The 19,254-nt window shown below is 70.7% G+C and carries 18 protein-coding genes; 9 read left to right on the top strand and 9 right to left on the bottom strand.

The genetic code is table 11. From position 1 onward, the window contains the following. Positions 1–70 precede the first annotated feature (70 nt). The gene (locus IE258_RS03945) at positions 71–1,477 is read right to left on the bottom strand and encodes a family 2B encapsulin nanocompartment shell protein (RefSeq protein ID WP_159324352.1); all 1,407 of its coding nucleotides are present in this window, start codon (positions 1,475–1,477) and stop codon (positions 71–73) included. 338 nt (positions 1,478–1,815) lie between these two features. On the opposite strand from IE258_RS03945, the gene IE258_RS03940 reads away from it, so the two are divergent. After that, the gene (locus IE258_RS03940) at positions 1,816–2,394 is read left to right on the top strand and encodes an N-acetylmuramoyl-L-alanine amidase (RefSeq protein WP_189739304.1); all 579 of its coding nucleotides are present in this window, start codon (positions 1,816–1,818) and stop codon (positions 2,392–2,394) included. Positions 2,395–2,509: 115 nt separating this feature from the next. Then, positions 2,510–3,418, top strand: a complete 909-nt coding sequence (locus IE258_RS03935; RefSeq protein WP_189738897.1) for a 1-aminocyclopropane-1-carboxylate deaminase/D-cysteine desulfhydrase — start codon at positions 2,510–2,512, stop codon at positions 3,416–3,418. Between the two features lie 37 nt (positions 3,419–3,455). Here IE258_RS03935 and IE258_RS03930 read toward each other — a convergent pair whose 3' ends face one another. Next, positions 3,456–5,048 carry a Na+/H+ antiporter gene (locus tag IE258_RS03930; RefSeq protein ID WP_159324348.1) on the bottom strand — a complete coding sequence of 531 codons (1,593 nt, stop codon included), beginning with the start codon at positions 5,046–5,048 and terminating at the stop codon, positions 3,456–3,458. Positions 5,049–5,109: 61 nt separating this feature from the next. On the opposite strand from IE258_RS03930, the gene IE258_RS03925 reads away from it, so the two are divergent. From IE258_RS03925 to IE258_RS03915, 3 genes are all read left to right on the top strand, one after another. Then, positions 5,110–5,370: a UBP-type zinc finger domain-containing protein gene (locus tag IE258_RS03925; RefSeq protein WP_127894563.1), complete on the top strand. Its 261-nt coding sequence runs from the start codon at positions 5,110–5,112 to the stop codon at positions 5,368–5,370. 249 nt (positions 5,371–5,619) lie between these two features. Further along, on the top strand, positions 5,620–6,033 hold the full coding sequence (locus tag IE258_RS03920) for an ATP-binding protein (protein ID WP_003973726.1): 414 nt from the start codon (positions 5,620–5,622) through the stop codon (positions 6,031–6,033). A gap of 17 nt (positions 6,034–6,050) precedes the next feature. Beyond that, positions 6,051–7,115 (top strand): RNA polymerase sigma factor SigF, encoded by a 1,065-nt coding sequence (locus IE258_RS03915; RefSeq protein ID WP_189738894.1) that lies wholly within the window; start codon positions 6,051–6,053, stop codon positions 7,113–7,115. Between the two features lie 34 nt (positions 7,116–7,149). Here the strand turns inward: IE258_RS03915 and IE258_RS03910 are convergent, their stop codons facing one another. Continuing rightward, positions 7,150–7,611: a hypothetical protein gene (locus tag IE258_RS03910; RefSeq protein WP_189738891.1), complete on the bottom strand. Its 462-nt coding sequence runs from the start codon at positions 7,609–7,611 to the stop codon at positions 7,150–7,152. A 127-nt stretch (positions 7,612–7,738) separates the two neighbouring features. On the opposite strand from IE258_RS03910, the gene IE258_RS03905 reads away from it, so the two are divergent. After that, entirely contained in the window at positions 7,739–8,707 is a 969-nt protein-coding gene (locus IE258_RS03905; protein ID WP_087807298.1) for a diacylglycerol/lipid kinase family protein, read from the top strand. Positions 8,708–9,027: 320 nt separating this feature from the next. Further along, the gene (locus tag IE258_RS03900) at positions 9,028–9,285 is read left to right on the top strand and encodes a WhiB family transcriptional regulator (protein ID WP_003973730.1); all 258 of its coding nucleotides are present in this window, start codon (positions 9,028–9,030) and stop codon (positions 9,283–9,285) included. Between the two features lie 190 nt (positions 9,286–9,475). Here the strand turns inward: IE258_RS03900 and IE258_RS03895 are convergent, their stop codons facing one another. Both IE258_RS03895 and IE258_RS03890 read right to left on the bottom strand, forming a co-directional pair. Then, entirely contained in the window at positions 9,476–10,942 is a 1,467-nt protein-coding gene (locus IE258_RS03895; RefSeq protein WP_059300646.1) for a sensor histidine kinase, read from the bottom strand. Positions 10,943–11,380: 438 nt separating this feature from the next. Continuing rightward, positions 11,381–12,025 carry a TetR/AcrR family transcriptional regulator gene (locus IE258_RS03890; RefSeq protein WP_189738888.1) on the bottom strand — a complete coding sequence of 215 codons (645 nt, stop codon included), beginning with the start codon at positions 12,023–12,025 and terminating at the stop codon, positions 11,381–11,383. A 96-nt stretch (positions 12,026–12,121) separates the two neighbouring features. Between IE258_RS03890 and IE258_RS03885 the strand changes: the two genes are divergently transcribed. Together IE258_RS03885 and nagB are read left to right on the top strand one after the other, a co-directional pair. After that, positions 12,122–12,874, top strand: a complete 753-nt coding sequence (locus IE258_RS03885; protein ID WP_189738885.1) for an SDR family oxidoreductase — start codon at positions 12,122–12,124, stop codon at positions 12,872–12,874. A 134-nt stretch (positions 12,875–13,008) separates the two neighbouring features. Then, positions 13,009–13,794 (top strand): glucosamine-6-phosphate deaminase, encoded by a 786-nt coding sequence (gene nagB / locus IE258_RS03880; protein ID WP_189738882.1) that lies wholly within the window; start codon positions 13,009–13,011, stop codon positions 13,792–13,794. A gap of 349 nt (positions 13,795–14,143) precedes the next feature. On the opposite strand, the gene IE258_RS03875 is transcribed toward nagB, so the two are convergent. The 4 genes from IE258_RS03875 to dasA form a co-directional block, all read right to left on the bottom strand. After that, entirely contained in the window at positions 14,144–15,634 is a 1,491-nt protein-coding gene (locus IE258_RS03875) for a glycoside hydrolase family 3 protein (RefSeq protein ID WP_189738879.1), read from the bottom strand. An 8-nt stretch (positions 15,635–15,642) separates the two neighbouring features. After that, complete coding sequence (locus IE258_RS03870) at positions 15,643–16,473, bottom strand: carbohydrate ABC transporter permease (RefSeq protein WP_127893046.1); 831 nt, start codon at positions 16,471–16,473, stop codon at positions 15,643–15,645. Beyond that, positions 16,470–17,456 carry a carbohydrate ABC transporter permease gene (locus IE258_RS03865; RefSeq protein WP_189738876.1) on the bottom strand — a complete coding sequence of 329 codons (987 nt, stop codon included), beginning with the start codon at positions 17,454–17,456 and terminating at the stop codon, positions 16,470–16,472. Before IE258_RS03865 ends, IE258_RS03870 begins: the two co-directional genes overlap by 4 nt. A gap of 88 nt (positions 17,457–17,544) precedes the next feature. Continuing rightward, positions 17,545–18,822 carry a N,N'-diacetylchitobiose ABC transporter substrate-binding protein DasA gene (gene dasA, locus IE258_RS03860; RefSeq protein WP_159324334.1) on the bottom strand — a complete coding sequence of 426 codons (1,278 nt, stop codon included), beginning with the start codon at positions 18,820–18,822 and terminating at the stop codon, positions 17,545–17,547. Positions 18,823–19,254 lie beyond the last annotated feature (432 nt).

Below are 19,254 nucleotides of genomic sequence, written 5' to 3'. Positions count from 1 at the left end.
CTGGGCCCGTCCGTACCCCGGGGGTGTACCCGCCCGGGAGGGCGGGGACACCGCGTTCGGGACAGTGAGGTCACCGCCAGCGGCCGATCTCGACGTTCTCCAGGACGCCGAGCGCGTCCGGTACCAGGACGGCGGCCGAGTAGTAGGCCGTGACCAGGTACTTGATGACGGCCTGTTCGTTGATGCCCATGAAGCGCACCGACAGACTCGGCTCGATCTCGTCCGGGATCCCGGTGGCCCGCAGACCGATGACGCCCTGGTCCTGCTCACCGGTACGCATCGCGATGATCGACGAGGTGCGGGCCTCGGTGACCGGAATCTTGTTGCACGGGTAGATGGGCACACCGCGCCAGGTCGGGATGCGGTTCCCCGCGACGTCGATCGTCTCGGGGACGAGGCCGCGCTTGTTGAGCTCGCGGCCGATGGCGGCGATGGCGCGCGGGTGGGCGAGGAGCAGCTTGGTGCCGCGCCGGCGGCTCAGCAGCTCGTCGAGGTCGTCCGGGCCGGGCACACCGTCGTGCGGCTGGATGCGCTGGTCGTACTCGCAGTTGTGCAGCAGGCCGAACTCACGGTTGTTGATGAGCTCGTGCTCCTGACGCTCCTTCAGCGCCTCGACCGTCAGGCGGATCTGCTGTTCGGTCTGGTTCATCGGCTGGTTGTACAGGTCGGCCACGCGCGAGTGGATGCGCAGCACGGTCTGGGCGACGCTCAGCTCGTACTCACGGGGCCGGGCCTCGTAGTCGACGAAGGTGTGCGGGATGTCCGGCTCGCCGCTGTGACCGGCCGCGAGGTCGATCTCCTTCTCACCGTGCTTGTTGGTGCGCTGCTCCGGAATCGAGCGCCGCTGCTCCAGGTGCTCGCGCAGGGACTCCGCCCGCTCCGCGACCTGCTCCACCTCCTGGCGGGGCAGCACCAGCACCGTGCAGGCGGTGACCGTGCGGGCGGTGAACTCCCAGATGGCGTCCCCGTCGAGGAGCGCCTGGTCTCCGAAGTAGGCGCCGTCGGCGAGGACGCCGAGCACCGCGTCGTCGCCGTAGGGACCGGTGCCGATCTTCTCGATCTTGCCGTGCGCCAGCAGGTAGACCTCGTCGGCCCGGCCGCCGAACGAGGCGATGACCTCGCCGGGGCCGAACTCCCGCTGCTCACAGCGCTGCGCGAGTTCCGACAGGACCTCGTCGTCCTCGTACGACCGCAGGGCCGGCAGCTCGCCCAGCTCCGCGGGGATGACCTCGACGCGGTCGCCGGTCTTCACGAACGTCACGCGACCGTCGCCGACGGCGAAGGTCAGGCGCCGGTTGACCCGGTACGTGCCGCCCTGGACGTCGATCCAGGGGAGCGAGCGCAGCAGCCAGCGGGAGCTGATCTCCTGCATCTGAGGAACGGACTTGGTGGTGGTGGCCAGGTTCCGCGCGGCCGCCGTGCCGAGGCTCTGCTGCGGCCTGGTCTGCTCGGTGCGGACCTCTTCGCCTACCGACATAAGGAATTGCCCTCCCGGTCATGCCGGACGGCTGCGCCCGGCATCGATGTGCATGGACCAGCCTTCCTCACGGAGCGTGCCGGTGCTATTACACGAAAGAGCGGGAATGGATCACTTGCGGCCGGGGCAGATATGGGGGCTTGTTCGGCGTCTCGACGACTTGTCCGGATCCATCGGGCCCTGTTCGGCACCACTGGCCTGGATGAGATTGTCCGAAACGATTCGCACACCGGCCGAGCAAGTAATAGGAGGTGCTCCGTTTCGGTACAAGCTCCGTACGAGGCGGTCGCGTCGGGCGGTCGTCGCGCAGCGTGAAGGAGCCCGCCGTGGCCTCACCCATGTCCGCGAGCAGTTTCCTCAAGGCACTGAAGGCGGAGGGCCTCACCGTCGTCGAGGTCGGCGACTGGCGGGACCACAACCGCAACCACAAGGGCGCCTGGGGCCCGGTGCACGGGGTGATGATCCACCACACCGTGACCCGGGGCAGCGCGCGGACGGTGGACATCTGCCGCAAGGGCTACGAGGGGTTGCCCGGCCCCCTGTGCCACGGCGTCATCACCAAGGACGGCCGTGTGCACCTGGTCGGCCACGGCCGGGCCAATCACGCCGGTCTCGGAGACGACGACGTTCTGCGCGCCGTGATCGCGGAGAAGGCGCTGCCCCGGGACAACGAGGCGAACACCGACGGCAACCGGCACTTCTACGGCTTCGAGTGCGAGAACCTCGGCGACGGCGACGACCCCTGGCCGGCGGCCCAGCTGGAGGCGATCGAGCGGGCCGCCGCGGCCCTGTGCCGCCACCACGGCTGGAACGAGCGGTCCGTGATCGGACACCTCGAGTGGCAGCCCGGGAAGGTCGACCCGCGCGGCTTCACGATGACGTCCATGCGGGAGCGCATCCGCGACCGCCTGAAGTGACCCCGCACCGGCCGGAGGATCCGGGACCGGGCGGACAGATCCGCGGGCCGGGCGCAGCGGCCCCGGGACCGGGCCGCGGGAGGTGTTCGCCGGGCGGCGGCGTGACAATGGCCGGGTGACCGGCACCGACACCCGCGACCTCGCCGCCCTGCGGCCCCGTCTGCCCTCTCCCCTGCACGAGGTGACCGACGGACGGTTCGAACGGCGCGGTGTCCGGTTGCTGCTCAAGCGGGACGATCTGATCCACCCCGAGCTGGTCGGCAACAAGTGGCGCAAGCTGGCACCGGTTCTCGCCACGGCGGACGGCCGCACCGTCGTCACGTTCGGCGGCGCCTACTCCAACCACCTGCGGGCCGCCGCCGCCGCGGGCCGGCTGCTCGGGCTGTCCACGGTGGGCGTGGTCCGCGGTCAGGAGCTGGCCGACCGACCGCTCAACCCCTCGCTGGCCCGGTGCGCCGCCGACGGGATGCGGCTGCACTTCGTCGACCGCTCGACGTACCGGCGCAAGTCCGAACCGGAGACGCTGGCGGCCCTCCTGCGGGCGGTGGACGCGGAGGGCGCCGTCGTCGTCCCCGAGGGCGGCAGCAACGCGGAGGCGGTCCGCGGCTGCCGCGCCCTGGGCGAGGAGCTGGGCGAGCACGCCGACGTGGCCGCCCTCGCCTGCGGCACCGGTGGCACCCTCGCCGGGCTGGCCGCCGGACTTCCCCGGGGGCGGCGGGCCCTCGGCGTACCCGTGCTCAGGGGCGATTTCCTACAGGGCGACATACGGCGGCTCCAGGAACGCGCGTTCGGCGGTCCGCGCGGCACCTGGAGCCTGGACGACCGCTTCCACCACGGCGGCTACGCCCGCACGACACCGGCGCTGGACGCCTTCGCCGAGGACTTCGAACGCCGCCACGGCCTCCCCGTGGAGCGCGTCTACGTCGCCAAGATGCTGTACGCCCTGCTCGCTCTCACCGAGGAGGGCGCCTTTCCGCGCGGGACGACCCTGGCGGCGGTCGTCACCGGCCGCCCCTTCCCCTGAGCCCGACCGGACGAGCACCCCGTACGCGCGCGCGTGCTCACGTCGCCTCCCGGTACGCGGCGGCCTCCTCCAGGTCCAGCCGGCGCAGCAAGGTCCGGAGCATCTCGTCGTCGATGTAGCGGCCGTCCCGGAGCCGGACGAAGACCTCGCGCTCGGCGCTGATCATCTCCCGGGAGAGTCGCCGGTAGGTGTCGTCGACGGTCTCGCCGGTGACGGAATTGACCTGGCCGAGCCGTTCCCAGACGGCGTTGCGCCGGCGTTCCAGGACCATGCGGAGGCGGTCGGCGAGCGGCGCCGGCAGGGCGTTGCGCTCGTCGGCCAGAAGCTCGTCCAGGCGCAGCTCCGCGACCCGCGAGGCCTGCGCCTGCGCGTTGGCCTCCGCCAGCGTCTCGGCCTGCACGTCGTGCGCCGGGAACTTCAGCAGGCGGATCAGCGGCGGCAGGCTGACGCCCTGGACGACCAGCGTGCCGATGACGGTCGTGAAGGTGAGGAACAGGATGAGGTTGCGCTCGGGAAAGGGCTCGCCGCCGTGCACGGTGAGCGGGATGGAGAAGGCGATGGCCAGGGAGACCACGCCCCGCATCCCGGCCCAGCCGATCACGAACGGCCCCTTCCAGGAGAGGTCGCCCTCGCGCGCGCGTACCCGTGCCGACAGCCGGGGCAGGAAGGTCGCCGGGTACACCCACACGAACCTCGCCACGGCGACCACCAGGAAGACGGCGAGGGCGTACCAGGCGGCGTCGATCCCCTCGTACTCGCCCAGGCCCTTGAGGACGACGGGCAGCTGGAGTCCGATGAGGGCGAACACGGCCGACTCCAGGACGAAGGCGACCATCTTCCACACCGCCTCCTCCTGGAGCCGGGTGGCGAAATCGACCTCCCACGCGCGGTGCCCGAGGTAGAGCGCGACGACGACCACCGCGAGCACCCCCGAGGCGTGCACCTGCTCGGCGACCGCGTAGGCGACGAACGGGATCAGCAAGGAGAGCGAGTTCTGCAGCAGCGCCTCCGTCAGGTGGGTGCGCAGCCAGTGCAGCGGCACCATCAGGACCAGTCCGACGCCGACGCCGCCCACCGCCGCGATCAGGAACTCGCCGATCCCGCCGGCCCAGGTCGCGCCCTCGCCGACGGCCGCCGCGAGGGCCACCTTGAAGGCGGTGATGGCGGTGGCGTCGTTCACCAGGGACTCGCCCTGGAGGATCGTGGTGATCCGGGAGGGCAGCCCCACGCGGCGGGCGACGGCCGTGGCGGCGACGGCGTCCGGGGGCGCCACCACCGCGCCGAGCACCAGGGCCGCGGTCAGCGGCAGGCCCGGCACGATGAGGTACGCGGCGCAGCCGACGACGAAGGTGGCGAACAGGACGTAGCCCACGGAGAGCAGCGCCACGGGCCGCGCCTGCGCCCGCAGGTCCAGGTACGAGCTGTCGGTGGCCGCCGTGTAGAGCAACGGGGGCAGCAGCAGGGGCAGGACGATGTGCGGGTCGAGGGTGTAGTCGGGCACACCGGGCACGTAGCTCACCGCCAGGCCCGCCGCGACCAGGAGCAGCGGCACCGGCACCGGCACCCGTCGTCCCGCCGCGGCGACCGCGGCGCTGCCCGCCACCAACAGCAGCAGCGGCATCACGTCCATCGTCCTCGCCCGCCCTCGTCTTCCGCGCGGTCATCCGCACACCCGTCGTAACCTGGCAATCATGAAACAGTGCACGCACGCCGACGCGCTGCCGCACCCGGAACCCGAGCCGTGCGGCGAGACCTGTCCCGAGTGCCTGGCCGAGGGCACGGACCCGGTGCAGCTGAGGCTGTGCCTGAGCTGCGGTCATGTCGGCTGCTGCGACTCCTCGCCGAACCGGCACGCGACGGCGCATTACAAAGAGAGCGGCCACCCGGTGATGCGGACCTTCGAGCCCGGGGAGAGCTGGCGCTGGTGCTTCGTCGACCACGTCCTCGTGTGACCTCTGCCCGGGACGGTTCGACCGTCTGACGTCTGGGTACGTCAACCCGGCGCGCGCTCTTCCGATTTGAGCCGCCCACCCCCTAGCCACTGTGCGTGTTCGCGTGTTTACTATGAGTGACAGCATGGGGTTGGGGTCTCGGGGACAGGAAACTTCGGAGCGCGATAACGTCACCGCTGAACCACGTATCGCGTTATCCCGAGGGGCGTCCCTCGGCCCTGTAACGCTTGTACCACCTTGGAGGTGAGGGTGTCCCAGATCGCAGGCGAGCCCGCGACCCAGGACTTCGTCGAAGTCCGGCTGCCGGCCGCGGGTGCCTACCTGTCGGTGCTGCGTACGGCGACGGCCGGCCTCGCAGCTCGTTTGGACTTCACCCTCGACGAGATCGAGGACCTGCGCATCGCAGTCGACGAGGCCTGCGCGATCCTGCTTCAGCAGGCCGTGCCCGGCTCGGTGCTCAGTTGCGTCTTCCGTCTCGTCGACGACTCGCTCGAGGTGACCGTCTCGGCGCCGACCACGGACGGCCACGCCCCTTCGCGGGACACCTTCGCCTGGACGGTGCTCTCCGCCCTCGCGGGCAAGGTCTCCTCCGCCGTGGACGAGGACAAAACCGTTTCGATCAGCCTCTACAAACAGCGCGGCGCGGGACCCGGGCCGACGTGAGGGACGGGGACGGGCCGGTGCGGGACGAAGAGCGCGGGGCACGGGAGCTGCCGGCCGAGGGCACACGTTCTCCGAACGAGGCACGGCGCACGGCGGACGGCATCGACGGCATCCCCGAGCAGGCCCGGCCGCATCCGGAGGACGAGACCTCGCCCGAGGCCGTCGTTCCGGGCGACGGGCAGCGGACCGGGGACACCCCCGTCCGCCCCGTCCGAGCGGAGGCGAGGGCTCGGGAAAGGGCAACGGGCGGGACGATGAGCGAGCACGAGCGACACTCCGAGGGGCAGACGCCGGGCGCACGGGGCGCGCAGGGCACACGGCACGACCCGCAGGACCGCAGCGGTGCGCGCCTCCTGTTCGCCGAGCTGCGCACCCTGACGAAGGACAGTCCGGAGTACGCGGAGCTGCGCAATCGGCTGGTCCGCATGCACCTGCCGCTGGTCGAGCACCTCGCGCGGCGCTTCCGCAACCGCGGCGAGCCGCTGGACGACCTCACCCAGGTCGCCACCATCGGACTGATCAAGTCGGTGGACCGCTTCGACCCGGACCGCGGGGTGGAGTTCTCCACCTACGCGACCCCGACGGTCGTCGGCGAGATCAAGCGGCACTTCCGGGACAAGGGCTGGGCGGTGCGTGTCCCGCGCCGGCTCCAGGAGCTGCGGCTGGCCCTGACGACGGCCACGGCGGAACTCTCCCAGCTGCACGGCCGCTCCCCCACGGTCCACGAGCTGGCCGAGAAGCTGTCGATCTCGGAGGAGGAGGTCCTGGAGGGCCTGGAGTCGGCCAACGCCTACTCCACACTGTCCCTGGACGTCCCGGACACCGACGACGAGTCCCCGGCGGTCGCCGACACCCTCGGCGCCGAGGACGAGGCCCTCGAGGGGGTCGAGTACCGGGAGTCCCTCAAGCCGCTCCTCGAAGACCTGCCTCCGCGCGAGAAGCGCATCCTGCTCCTGCGCTTCTTCGGCAACATGACCCAGTCCCAGATCGCGCAGGAGGTCGGGATCTCGCAGATGCACGTCTCCCGGCTGCTGGCCCGCACGCTGGCACAGCTGCGGGAGAAGCTCCTGGTCGAGGAGTAGCCGCCGGGTCCGGCGCCGCCCGGGGCCCCTGGAGCTACTTCTCGGCGCTGCCGGGTCCCCGGATGCCCAGGGCCTGGGTGGTCGTGGGATTGACGAGCAGCACCAGCGCGGTGACGGCCACGACACCGAGCACGATGCCGGCCGGGACGGCCAGGCTGTCGGCGCGCACCATGTTGTAGGCGACGGGCAGCGCCATGATCTGCGTGATCACGGCGGGCCCACGGCTCCAGCCCTTCCGGCCGACCAGTCCGCGGGCGGCGAGCAGCGGCAGCAGGGCGAGCACGATCAGGGTGACGCCGCCGGTGACGGCCGAGGTCCGGTCGTCCGGGTGCCCGGTGAGGCCCTCCACGAGCATCCAGGCACCGCCGACGACGAGCGCCAGCCCCTCCACCGCGGCGAGCGCGGCCGCGGCGGTCAGCCGCCCGGGGCGAGGGCCCGCCTCTTCGGCGTCGGCGGCTGCGGAGGCGGGGGTGGTGGGGGTCTGCTCACTGCTCACCCCTGAAGGGTAGCCCTCGGCCCATGTGTGTCCGCCCGGGTGTCGGGCGTATCACGCGCACGGTGTGCCGGTGGGGTTCTTCACCTCGGTCTGGGCCGAGTACCACCCAGTAGGTACCCTGCACAGCATGCGTGCACTTCTCGTGGTCAATCCGGCGGCAACCACCACGAGCGCGCGCACGCGCGACGTGCTGATCCACGCCCTCGCGAGCGAGATGAAGCTGGAAGCGGTCACGACCGAGTACCGCGGCCACGCGCGCGACCTCGGGCGGCAGGCGGCGCAGAGCGACGACATCGACCTGGTGGTGGCTCTCGGCGGCGACGGCACGGTGAACGAGGTCGTCAACGGTCTGCTGCACGCGGGCCCCGACCCCGAGCACCTGCCCGGTCTCGCGGTGGTCCCCGGTGGTTCCACCAACGTCTTCGCCCGTGCCCTCGGCCTGCCCAACCACGCGGTGGAGGCCACCGGAGCCCTGTTGGACGCCCTGCGCGAGGGCAGCGAGCGCACCGTCGGTCTGGGCCTCGCGTCGGGTACGCCGGGCTCGGAGGACGAGGGGGTCCCGGCCCGCTGGTTCACCTTCAACGCCGGCCTCGGCTTCGACGCCGGCGTGGTCGGCCGCGTCGAGCAGCACCGCGAGCGCGGCAAGAAGTCGACGCACGCCCTCTATGTCCGCCAGGTGGTGCGCCAGCTCATCGGCGAGCCGCACCGCCGCAGCGGGACGATCACCCTGGAGCGGGCGGGCGAGGACCCGGTCACCGATCTGGTGCTGTCCATAGTTTCGAACACCTGCCCCTGGACGTTCCTCGGCAACCGCCCGATCTACGCCTCCCCCGAAGCCTCGTTCGACACCGCGCTCGACGTCTTCGGGCTCAGCAGGCTGTCGACGGCCGCGGTTGCCCGGTATGGCACCCAGTTGCTCACTTCGTCCCCCGAGCGCGGGCCGCGCGGTCGGCACGCGGTCTCCCTGCACGATCTGACCGACTTCACCTTGCATTCGAAGGTGCCTCTGCCCCTCCAGATGGACGGTGACCACCTCGGGTTGCGTACCAGCGTGGCGTTCACAGGCGTACGCCGTGCACTGCGTGTGATTGTGTGAGCAGAAGGGGCGAAAGTCCTTTCACTCGAACGTTTAGACCAGGGTCCACCCCATGGAAGTACGGCTGTGACCTAGTCGACACCGAAGAATCAAAAAAAACTTTCCGGAAGGGGTTGTATCCGCCGCCGAGGTTTGCGAGTCTCTTCTTGGCGATCGGGACAGCCCGCAGGACCGGCATCCACAGATCACCGGAACCCCTCTTCAAACCACAGGACCACGCCAGGGAACCTGGCGGTAGGCCCTTCCCTTGTTGAGGGATTCGTGAAAGCGTTCACATTCACAAGCATCCCAGCATGTAATACCAAGGAGAGGTAGCAGCCATGGACTGGCGTCACCGCGCCGTTTGCCGCGAGGAAGACCCCGAGCTCTTCTTCCCCATCGGCAACACCGGTCCCGCGCTGCTGCAGATCGAGGAAGCCAAGGCCGTCTGCCGTCGCTGCCCCGTCATGGAGCAGTGCCTGCAGTGGGCGCTCGAGTCCGGCCAGGACTCCGGCGTCTGGGGTGGTCTCAGCGAGGACGAGCGCCGCGCGATGAAGCGCCGTGCCGCCCGCAACCGGGCTCGTCAGGCCTCCGCCTGACAACCCACCCCTACTGACAGCCTCAGCTTGGCGGCGTGTACAGCGAGTACGCATCCCCCGCTCCCGAGCCGCAGCGCGCAGTACCCCCGATGCGCATCGGACGATGTATCGCACGAGCACTGGCCTCGGACCTTCACCGGTCCGGGGCTTTTTGCTGTGCCCACGTCCGTCCCGGTGCCGGTGCTCGCCGCTACTTCTCGGCGGGCACCGGGATGTCGAGGATGACGCGGGTGCCGCGCTCCGAGGCGGGCACCATGTCGAAGGTGCCGCCCAGCTCGCCCTCCACCAGGGTGCGGACGATCTGCAGGCCCAGGTTGCCGGAGCGGTGCGGGTCGAAGTCCTCGGGTAGGCCGACACCGTCGTCCTGGACGGTGACCAGCAGCCGGGCCTCCTTCGTCGTACCGCCACGGACCGCGGAGACCTCGACCGTGCCGGTGTCGCCGTCCCGGAAGCCGTGCTCCAGGGCGTTCTGCAGCACCTCGGTCAGGACCATGGAGAGCGGGGTGGCGACCTCGGCGTCGAGGATGCCGAAGCGTCCGGTGCGCCGGCCGGTGACCTTGCCCGGCGAGATCTCCGCCACCATCGCCAGCACGCGGTCGGCGATCTCGTCGAACTCCACGCGCTCGTCCAGGTTCTGGGAGAGCGTCTCGTGCACGATCGCGATCGAGCCGACCCGGCGCACGGCCTCCTCCAGCGCCTCGCGGCCCCGGTCGGACTCGATGCGCCGGGCCTGCAGGCGCAACAGGGCCGCCACCGTCTGCAGGTTGTTCTTCACCCGGTGGTGGATCTCCCGGATGGTGGCATCCTTGGTGATCAATTCGCGTTCGCGGCGGCGCAGTTCCGTCACGTCGCGCAGGAGGACCAGCGAACCGATGCGGGTGCCCTTGGGCTTGAGCGGAATGGCGCGGAACTGGATCACCCCGTCGTGCGCCTCGATCTCGAACTCGCGCGGCGCCCAGCCGCTGGCGACCTTGGCGAGCGCCTCGTCCACCGGGCCGCGGGAGGGGGCCAGTTCGGCAGTGGTGCGGCCGAGGTGATGGCCCACCAGGTCGGCGGCGAGTCCCATGCGGTGGTAGGCCGACAGGGCGTTCGGGGAGGCGTACTGGACGATGCCGTCGCCGTCGACCCTGATCAGGCCGTCGCCGACGCGGGGCGAGGCGTCCATGTCGACCTGCTGGTTCTCGAACGGGAAGGCGCCGGCCGCGATCATCTGCGCCAGGTCCGAGGCGCTCTGCAGGTAGGTCAGCTCCAGGCGGCTCGGGGTGCGCACGGTGAGCAGGTTGGTGTTGCGGGCGATGACCCCGAGGACACGTCCCTGACGGCGTACGGGGATGGACTCGACGCGGACCGGGACCTCCTCGCGCCACTCGGGGTCGCCCTCGCGCACGATGCGGCCCTCGTCCAGGGCGGCGTCCAGCATGGGCCGCCGACCGCGCGGGACGAGGTGCCCGACCATGTCGTCCTGGTACGAGGTGGGTCCCGTGTTGGGGCGCATCTGGGCGACGGAGACGTAGCGCGTGCCGTCCCGCGTGGGGACCCACAGGACCAGGTCGGCGAAGGAGAGGTCGGAGAGGAGCTGCCACTCCGAGACCAGCAGGTGGAGCCACTCGAGGTCGGAGTCGTCGAGCGCGGTGTGCTGGCGTACGAGTTCGTTCATGGAGGGCACGGGGCTGAGCGTACCTGGCGGTACGGACAGCGATCGAAACCAGCCACTCTCCACTGCTCCCCCGCCCCCGGACGCGGCCCGCGAGGCCCCGGGAACACCCGCGGGCCGCGGCGCCTGAGAGGGACCCTCAACCCTCCCGGCACCGCAGCCCGGAGCAACATCGGCCGTGGGGTGTGCGGTCCCGGTCGGCCGAAGGATGAGGAGCCGGGGCAGTCAGGGCAGAGAGCTCCGGTTCCTCGGTCCGTCCTCCTGTGCGGGGAGGACGGAAGCCTGACGATCACCTTGCGCGAGCGACACGGTCGGTGCCTCGGTCACCATTGTGGACTAGACCACTAACCGTGTCCATGCGGTGGACGTTGTTTGTCGTTGGTGGCTCGTGTCCGACCGCACCGCCGTCCGGACAGCCGCCAGAAGCCTAACCCTGTTGGCTCAACCTCGGGGCCAGACCGCCAGGGCAATTTCCGCGAGTGCCTCCAGCTCCGCCCGGGTCGCACCGTCGCGCGCCTGCTGGGACATGCCCTGGATCATCGCGCCGGTGTACCGGGCGAGGGCGGCGGCGTCGGTGTCCGGCGGCAGGGCACCATCCGCCACGTCGGCGCCGATCCTGCGCTCGATGGAGGCGATGTTGGCGTTGCGCCGTTCCCGCAGGGACTCCTCGACCTCGGCGGTCGAGCAGTTGGCGGCCGCGTGGATGACGAGGCAGCCGTGCGGCCGGCCGGGGGCCGTGTACTCGGCGGCGGCCTCGCGCAGCATCCTCTCCACCCCCGCCCGCGCGGTCGGCTCCTCGGCGAGGGCACGGTCGCCGAAGGAGCCGTACCGCGCGCCGTACTCCTGGACGACCTCCTCGAAGAGCGAGCGCTTGTCGCCGAAGGCGGCGTAGAGGCTCGGGGCGCCGATGTCCATGACCCGCGTCAGGTCGGAGACGGACGTGGCCTCGTAACCGTGCTCCCAGAACGCCAGCAGCGCGGCCTCCAGCGCCGTCGCCCGGTCGAAGGAGCGCGGACGGCCGCGGGTCCTGGCCGCACCACTCCGAGCGGGTGCCCCGGACCGTTCACTCTTCTCGCCGCTCACCATGGAGTGCATTTTATAGCGGCCACTAGAAAAAAGCTGCCGGACTGCTGTACGGTCATTTTTGTAGCGACCACTAGTGAATACGAAGGGGGCGTCGTCATGGGCGTGCTTGCGGGCAGGACAGCACTCGTCACGGGGGCGAGCAGGGGCATCGGGCGGGGCATCGCGGAGCGACTGGGCCGCGACGGCGCCAGGGTCGCGGTGCACTACGGGAGGAACGAGGCCGCGGCGAAGGAGACGGTGGCCGCGATCGAGGCCGCGGGCGGCTCGGCGTTCACGATCAGGGCCGACCTGGCGGCTCCGGGCGCCGCCGAGACCCTGTGGGAGGAGTTCGACAGACACGCCGAGGGCCTGGACGTCCTGGTGAACAACGCGGGGATCGGCAACACCCGCCCCATCGGGGAGATAGGGGAAGCGGAGTACGACGCGGTCTTCACGGTCAACGTGAAGGCACCGTTCTTCATCCTCAAGCACGGCATGGGGCGGCTGCGCGACGGCGGCCGGGTCGTCAACATCTCGTCGGGCCTGGCCCGCACGGCGGTGATGCCGGACAACATGGCGTACGCGATGACGAAGGGTGCGCTGGACGTGCTCTCGCGAGACCTCTCCAAGGTGCTGGGCGCCCGCGGCATCACGGTGAACTCGGTGGCGCCCGGCATCATCGACACGGACAACACGGCGGGGATGCTGCACGGGAGCGAGGGCGGCTGGGAGCGGGCCGCGGCGCTCTCCGCGCTGGGCGGGGTGGGGACGGCGGCCGAGGTGGCCGACGTGGTCGCGTTCCTCGCCTCGCACGGGGGCCGGTGGGTCACGGGCAGTTGGGTGGACGCCACGGGAGGTTCACTGACCTGACACCGCCGCCGGCGCACCACCACTCGCCTGACCGTTTCAGCGCGACCGCGCGGCTCCGCTCTGTTAGATTGGTCTAAACCACATAGCCAGTCCCGGGCCCCGGGTGAGTCCTCTCTTCGAAACGGCAGGCCAGCGTGGAAGTTGTCATCGTTCCCGATGCCAAGGCGGGCGGCGAACTCATAGCCGAAGCCATGGCACAGCTGCTCCGACGCAAGCCCGACGCCCTGCTCGGGGTGGCCACCGGCTCGACGCCGCTGCCCGTGTACGAGGCGCTGGCTGCCAAGGTGCGCTCGGGTGCCGTGGACACCGCGCGGGCACGGATCGCCCAGCTCGACGAGTACGTGGGGCTGCCCGCGGAGCACCCCGAGTCGTACCGCTCGGTGCTGCGGCGAGAGGTGCTCGAACCGCTCGGCATCGGCATGGACGCGTTCATGGGTCCCGACGGGACGGCCGCGGACGTGCAGGCGGCGTGCGACGCCTATGACGCGGCGCTCGGCGGGACCGGCGGGGTCGACCTCCAGTTGCTGGGCATCGGCACCGACGGGCACATCGGTTTCAACGAGCCGTGCTCCTCGCTCGCCTCGCGGACGCGCATCAAGACCCTGACCGAGCAGACCCGGGTCGACAACGCGCGCTTCTTCGACGGCGACATCGAGCAGGTGCCGCACCACGTGATCACCCAGGGCATCGGCACCATCCTGGAGGCCCGGCACGTGGTGCTGCTCGCCACCGGCGAGGGCAAGGCCGACGCGGTCGCCGCGAGCGTCGAGGGCCCGGTCGCGGCCGTGTGCCCGGCCTCCGCGCTGCAGCTGCACCCGCACGCCACGGTCGTCGTCGACGAGGCGGCCGCGTCCAAGCTGAAGCTCGCCGACTACTTCCGGCACACCTACGCCCACAAGCCGGACTGGCAGGGCATCTGACCCGCCCCGTCCCCGGTCCGCGGGGCGGACGTCCACGCGCGCGGAAGGCGCCGGATCCCGTCACAGGGCCCCGGCGCCTTCGTCGTACCCGCACCACCACCGGCACGGCGCCCACGTCCCGGCCACACCTCCCCTGGCACCAGCCCCCGTGCCCGCGCTCCCGTCGGCGCCGGCACTCGCCCCGCGCCCGCCTGGCGACGGCCCGCCCCACCCTCCATCCGGGCCCGCGTGCCCACCCTCCGTCCGGGCTCGCGTGCCCGCCCTTCGCCGGAGCCTCGCGCGGCCACCCACGCTGAAGGCGCCGGCCCCGTCGAGGGACCGGCGCCTTCAGCGGGGCGGCGGGTGGTCGTTAGACGCCCGCGATGGCCTCCGCCGCCGCTCGGCCGCAGACCCGGGCCGCGCCGTGGGTGGCGAGGTGGACGGCGCCGCGGGGCTCCGCGCGCGGGACGCCCATCTCGACGACGACCGTGTCGGGCCGGGCCGCCAGCAGGACGTCGAGGGCCGCCGCCATCCACGGGTGGCGGTGCTCGTCGCGGACGACGGCGACGATACGGCGGGAGCCCGCCGCGGCCAGCGCCTCGGAGCCCGCGTCGGCCCCGTTGAAGCTGCCCGTCTCCGTGCCCGGCAGCAGGCGGATCAGCTCGGCGGCCACGCCCCAGGGGGTCTCGTCGCCGACGGCGATGTTCGCCACCGGGGTGAGCGCGGCGACGTACGGCGCCTCGGTGAGCGGCGCGGGCTCCCCCGCGACGGTGACGCGCAGCGCGCGGCGGGCGGCACGCAGGCCGACGTCTCCGTCGGCCGTGTCCGAAGCCCCGTCGGCGGGACGGTTCTCCGCCGCCCACCGGGACAGGGACCGGACGCGTTCGGCCGCGTCGGCCAGGCGCTCCTCGGGCAGTTCGCCCGCGCGGACCGCCTCGACCAGCGCGTCGCTCAGCCGCCGTACGGTGCCCTCGTCGTGCAGGCCGCCGCCCACGCAGATCGCGTCGGCACCGGCGGCGATGGCCATGACGGTGCCGCGTTCGATGCCGTAGGTGCCGGCGATGGCCTTCATCTCGATGCCGTCGGTGACGATGAGTCCGTCGTAGCCCAGCTCGCCGCGGAGCAGGTCGGTCAGGATGCGCCGGGACAACGTTGCCGGAAGCTCCGGGTCCAGTGCCGGGACCAGGATGTGGGCGCTCATCACCGCGCGGCTGCCCGCGGCGATGGCGGCCCGGAACGGGACCAGATCGCGTTCGGCCAGCACGTCGGCGCCCACGTCGATGCGCGGCATGGCGTGGTGGGAGTCGATGCCCGTGTCGCCGTGGCCCGGGAAGTGCTTGGCGGAGGTGGCCACGCCCGCGGACTGCATCCCGGTGATGTAGGCGGCGGTGTGCCGGGCGACCAGGTCGGTGTCGGAGCCGAAGGCGCGCACCCCGATCACCGGGTTGTCCGGGTTGGAGTTCACGTCGGCGGACGGCGCCCAGTTGAAGTTGACGCCCGCGGCGGCGAGCCGGCGGCCCAGTTCCGCGGCCACCGCCCGGGTGAGGCCGACGTCGTCCACCGCGCCGAGGGCGTGGTTGCCGGGGAAGGACGAGCCGGTGCGCACCTCGAGCCGGGTGACGTCGCCGCCCTCCTCGTCGATCGCGACCAGCAGGTCCTCGCGCTCGGCACGCAGCTGCGCGGTCAGGGCGGCCACCTGCTCGGGAGAGGTGACGTTGCGCCCGAACAGGGCGACGGAGGCCAGCCCTTCGCCGATGCGGCGCAGCAGCCAGTCGGGGGCGGTGGTGCCGGCGAACCCGGGCTGGAGAACGGCGAGCGCGTCGCGCGTGAGGGTGTCGGTGGCCCTCGCGAGGGTCGTCATCGGTGGTGCTATCCCTTCACGGCGCCGGCGGTCAGGCCGCTGACGGCCTTGCGCTGGAGGTAGACGAAGAGGATCAGGATCGGGATGGCGAACAGGGAGGAGGCGGCCATGGTCGCGCCCCAGTTGTCGCCGAAGACGGTCTGGAAGCTGGTCAGCCACAGCGGCAGGGTCTGGGACTCCGCCTCCTTGTTGACGACCAGGACGAGCGGCAGCTCGTTCCAGGCGGTGATGAAGCCGAACATCGAGGTGGACATCAGGCCCGGCGCGAGCAGCGGCAGGATGACGCGGCGGAACGCCTGGACCCGGGTGCAGCCGTCGACCATCGCCGACTCCTCCAGCTCCTTCGGCACGGCGGCGACGAAGCCGCGCAGCGTCAGGATGGTGAAGGGCAGGATCATCATCATGTAGAAGAGCGTGAGCGGCACCAGGCTGTTCAGCATCGACGCGTCGCGCACGATCATGTAGATCGCGATGACCATGACTTCCCAGGGCGCCATCTGGGCGAGCATGAAGCCGACGATGAAGCCCCGCCGGCCCTTGAACCGCATCCGCGCCAGAGCGAAGGATCCGGCCAGCGCGATGATCAGCGAGAAGACGACCGCGCAGACGGTGACGATGAGCGAGTTGCTCACGTACGTCCAGAAGTGGTCGGCCTCGGTCGCGGTCTTGAAGTGCTCGAAGGTGACGTCGGTCGGGAACCAGACCGGGTTCTCCGAGATGATGTCCCCGGTCGGCTTGAAGGCCGTGGCGAACATCCAGTAGACGGGGAAGACCAGGCCGATGAACAGGACGACGGCCGTGACGTTGGGCCACACGCGGCCGAAGAGCGAGCGCTTCACAGCTCGTCCTCCTCTTGCTTGAGCACGATCCTGAGGTAGTACGCGGTCAGGCCGAGCAGGATCAGGATGGTCAGGACCGCGATCGCCGCACCCATGCCGTAGTGCTGGTTGCCGACGCCCTCGATGTAGGCGTAGACGGGCAGGATCTCGGTGAGACGGTCCGGTCCGCCGCCGTTGAACGTGTAGACCTGGACGAAGGCCTTGAAGATCCAGATGACCTCGAGGAACGTCGTCGCGTAGAGGAACGGGCGCAGGAACGGCAGGGTGACCGAGGTGAAGCTGCGCCACATGCCGGCCCCGTCGAGGGCGGCGGCCTCGTACAGCTCGTCGGGGATGGTGGTGGTCGCCGCGTACAGGTTGATCGCGACGAAGGGGACGGACATCCAGACGATCAGCACGGTGACGACGAAGAAGGTCGAGAACTGGCTGCCGGTCCAGCTGAAGTCGGCCATGGAGTGCCAGCCGAGCTTGTCGAGCACCCAGTTGACGACGCCGAAGCGCTGGGCGAAGAGCCACTGGTAGACGGTGGTCGCGGCGACCACCGGCATGGCCCACGCCAGGACCAGACCGATCATCAGCACGAACCGCATCGCCCTGCCGAGGCGGGCGAGCAGCAGGCCGATCAGACCGCCCACCACCATGGTGAGGACGACGTTGACCGCGGTGAAGATGATGGAACGGACGGTGACGCGCCAGAAGTCCTCGCCGGTGAGGACCTCCTTGTAGTTGTCGAAGCCGGTCCACTCGGTGACGTGCTGGATCAGCTGCGCCATGTTGAGGTTCTGGAAGGACAGCAGGCCGTCCTTCACCAGCGGCCAGCCGAGCAGCAGCACGGTGGCCGCGGCGGCGGGCAGCAGCAGCAGATACGGGGCCAGCGCGCCGGCACGCGACGCGGCTCTCGCTCTGGGCCCGCCGGTTCCCCCACCGTCCGCCTTGCGGACGTCCGACGGGCCTGAGGGCGGCCGTTCGGTCTGCACGGTCATGCTCGCGGTCTCTCTCTTCTCGACCTGTTCACCTCGACGCCGGGGCGGGGGCCGTCGTGTGTCAGCCCCCGCCCCGGCTCACCCGGTGCTACTGCTGCTGCGCCAGGCGCTTGTTGAACTCGCCCTCGACCTGCTTGGCGGCCTCGGCCGGGGACTTCCCCTTCATGACGGCCGTCAGGTACGTCTTGATCGGGTTCGGGTCGTTCTCGACGGCGGCCCACTCCGGGATCAGCGGCGTGGTGTCACCGGTACCGGCGGCCGGCGCGGCGGCCTCGGCGGCGGCGTTCCCCTTCAGGTTGCTCTGCAGCGCCTCCTTGTTCGGGATGACGCCGTTGGCCTTGGCCAGCCCGCCCTCGAACTTGTCGGAGAGCGCGAGCTTCAGGAACTCCTTGGCCAGCTCCTGCTTCTTGCTGCCCGCGGCGACGGCCAGGTTGGAGCCGCCGAGGAAGACGCCCTCGGGCTTGTCGGCGGTGGGGCCGGGGATGGTGAAGTAGCCGAGGTCCTTCTCGATCGCCGGGTTGGTGGCGATCGCGGTGGCGCCCTCCCAGCCCATGCCGATGAACGAGCCGGTCTTGCCCTTGGCGAAGATCTCACCCTGCTGCGGGGTGGCCTCGTCCTTGTCCTTGGGCGCCTTGGACAGGGCCTGGAACTTCTTGTAGGTCTCGGTGGCGGCGGCGACCTTCGGGTCGGACAGGTTGGAGACGTACTTGTCGCCGTCCTTCTTGACCAGCTCACCGCCCTCGCCGATGACCAGGCCCACGAAGTGGTACCAGTTCTGGCCGGGCAGGTAGATCGGCTCGGCGTCGGTCTTCTCGCCGATCGTCTTGAGGTCGTTGTAGAACTCGTCGCGGGTCTTGGGCAGTTCCTTGATGCCCGCGTCCGCCCAGATCTTCTTGTTGTAGACGACGACGCGGTTGACCACGAACCACGGGGCCGCGTACTGCTTGCCGTCGAAGACGGCGGACTTGTTGAGGGACTCGGACCAGTCGGTGCCGATCTCGCCCTTGAGGTCGCTCAGGTCCGCGAGGCCGCCGGTCTTGGCGTAGGCCGGGGTCTGGGTGTTGCCGATCTCGAAGACGTCGGGCGGGTTCTCCTCGGAGAGGGCGGTGGTCAGCTTCTGCTGGATGCCGTTCCACTTCTGGATCTCGAACTTGACCTTGGCCTTGGTCTTCGCCTCGAACTCCTTGGCGAGGTCCGCCTGCCAGTCGTCCGGGGAGGAGCCGTCCATCACCCAGACGGTGAGCGTCTCGCCGGCGTAGCCGTCGGCGCCGGCCTTCTTGCCGTCGTCGTCGCTGTCGCCCCCGCACGCGGCGATCGAGACCATCATGCCCGCGATACCGATCGCGGCTATAAGCTTGCGCTTCACGCCAACCCTCCTCAGGGATGCCACACAACCCCCCTGCCTCCCCGCGGTTGCTCGTCGACGCGGACCGCCCTTGGGGCCGGGACCTGGACCAATGGTGTAGACCAGTACGGGGAGCTTGGCCCAGACCAATAGGACTGTCAAGGGTGTTCAAACCCAGTCCTTGCCTCCGTGATGGGACCGAGATATGCAGGGACCTTTCATTGCGCAAGCGACAGATCGGGCGGACCGGGACCGGGTGTACCACCCCCCACCGAATGACGTGCGGGGACGACTCCGAACGCGCGTACCAGCGACGCCTGACTGGCCTGTGGACTAGACCAAGGGTGTTCCCGCGGGTATACAGATGGGATCACGGAGCGTGCGGGGGCCACCCCGGACGAAGCCGTGCCACGATGTGAGCCGTGGCCGACAGGGACAGCGGTCGCTTCGGCA

Source organism: Streptomyces tendae, assembly GCF_014650435.1.
Lineage (GTDB): Bacteria > Actinomycetota > Actinomycetes > Streptomycetales > Streptomycetaceae > Streptomyces > Streptomyces tendae.
The sequence above is the reverse complement of the archived record's forward strand: the minus strand, read 5'-3'. Positions and strand labels throughout refer to the sequence as shown.

What these genes read in the sequence shown, in the direction of transcription:
- IE258_RS03945 (WP_159324352.1), bottom strand. Translation starts at nt 1,477, where the DNA reads ATGTCGGTAGGCGAAGAGGTCCGCACCGAGCAGACCAGGCCGCAGCAG.
- IE258_RS03940 (WP_189739304.1), top strand. Translation starts at nt 1,816, where the DNA reads ATGTCCGCGAGCAGTTTCCTCAAGGCACTGAAGGCGGAGGGCCTCACC.
- IE258_RS03930 (WP_159324348.1), bottom strand. Translation starts at nt 5,048, where the DNA reads ATGGACGTGATGCCGCTGCTGCTGTTGGTGGCGGGCAGCGCCGCGGTC.
- IE258_RS03925 (WP_127894563.1), top strand. Translation starts at nt 5,110, where the DNA reads ATGAAACAGTGCACGCACGCCGACGCGCTGCCGCACCCGGAACCCGAG.
- IE258_RS03905 (WP_087807298.1), top strand. Translation starts at nt 7,739, where the DNA reads ATGCGTGCACTTCTCGTGGTCAATCCGGCGGCAACCACCACGAGCGCG.
- IE258_RS03900 (WP_003973730.1), top strand. Translation starts at nt 9,028, where the DNA reads ATGGACTGGCGTCACCGCGCCGTTTGCCGCGAGGAAGACCCCGAGCTC.
- IE258_RS03895 (WP_059300646.1), bottom strand. Translation starts at nt 10,942, where the DNA reads ATGAACGAACTCGTACGCCAGCACACCGCGCTCGACGACTCCGACCTC.
- IE258_RS03890 (WP_189738888.1), bottom strand. Translation starts at nt 12,025, where the DNA reads ATGGTGAGCGGCGAGAAGAGTGAACGGTCCGGGGCACCCGCTCGGAGT.
- IE258_RS03885 (WP_189738885.1), top strand. Translation starts at nt 12,122, where the DNA reads ATGGGCGTGCTTGCGGGCAGGACAGCACTCGTCACGGGGGCGAGCAGG.
- IE258_RS03875 (WP_189738879.1), bottom strand. Translation starts at nt 15,634, where the DNA reads ATGACGACCCTCGCGAGGGCCACCGACACCCTCACGCGCGACGCGCTC.
- IE258_RS03865 (WP_189738876.1), bottom strand. Translation starts at nt 17,456, where the DNA reads ATGACCGTGCAGACCGAACGGCCGCCCTCAGGCCCGTCGGACGTCCGC.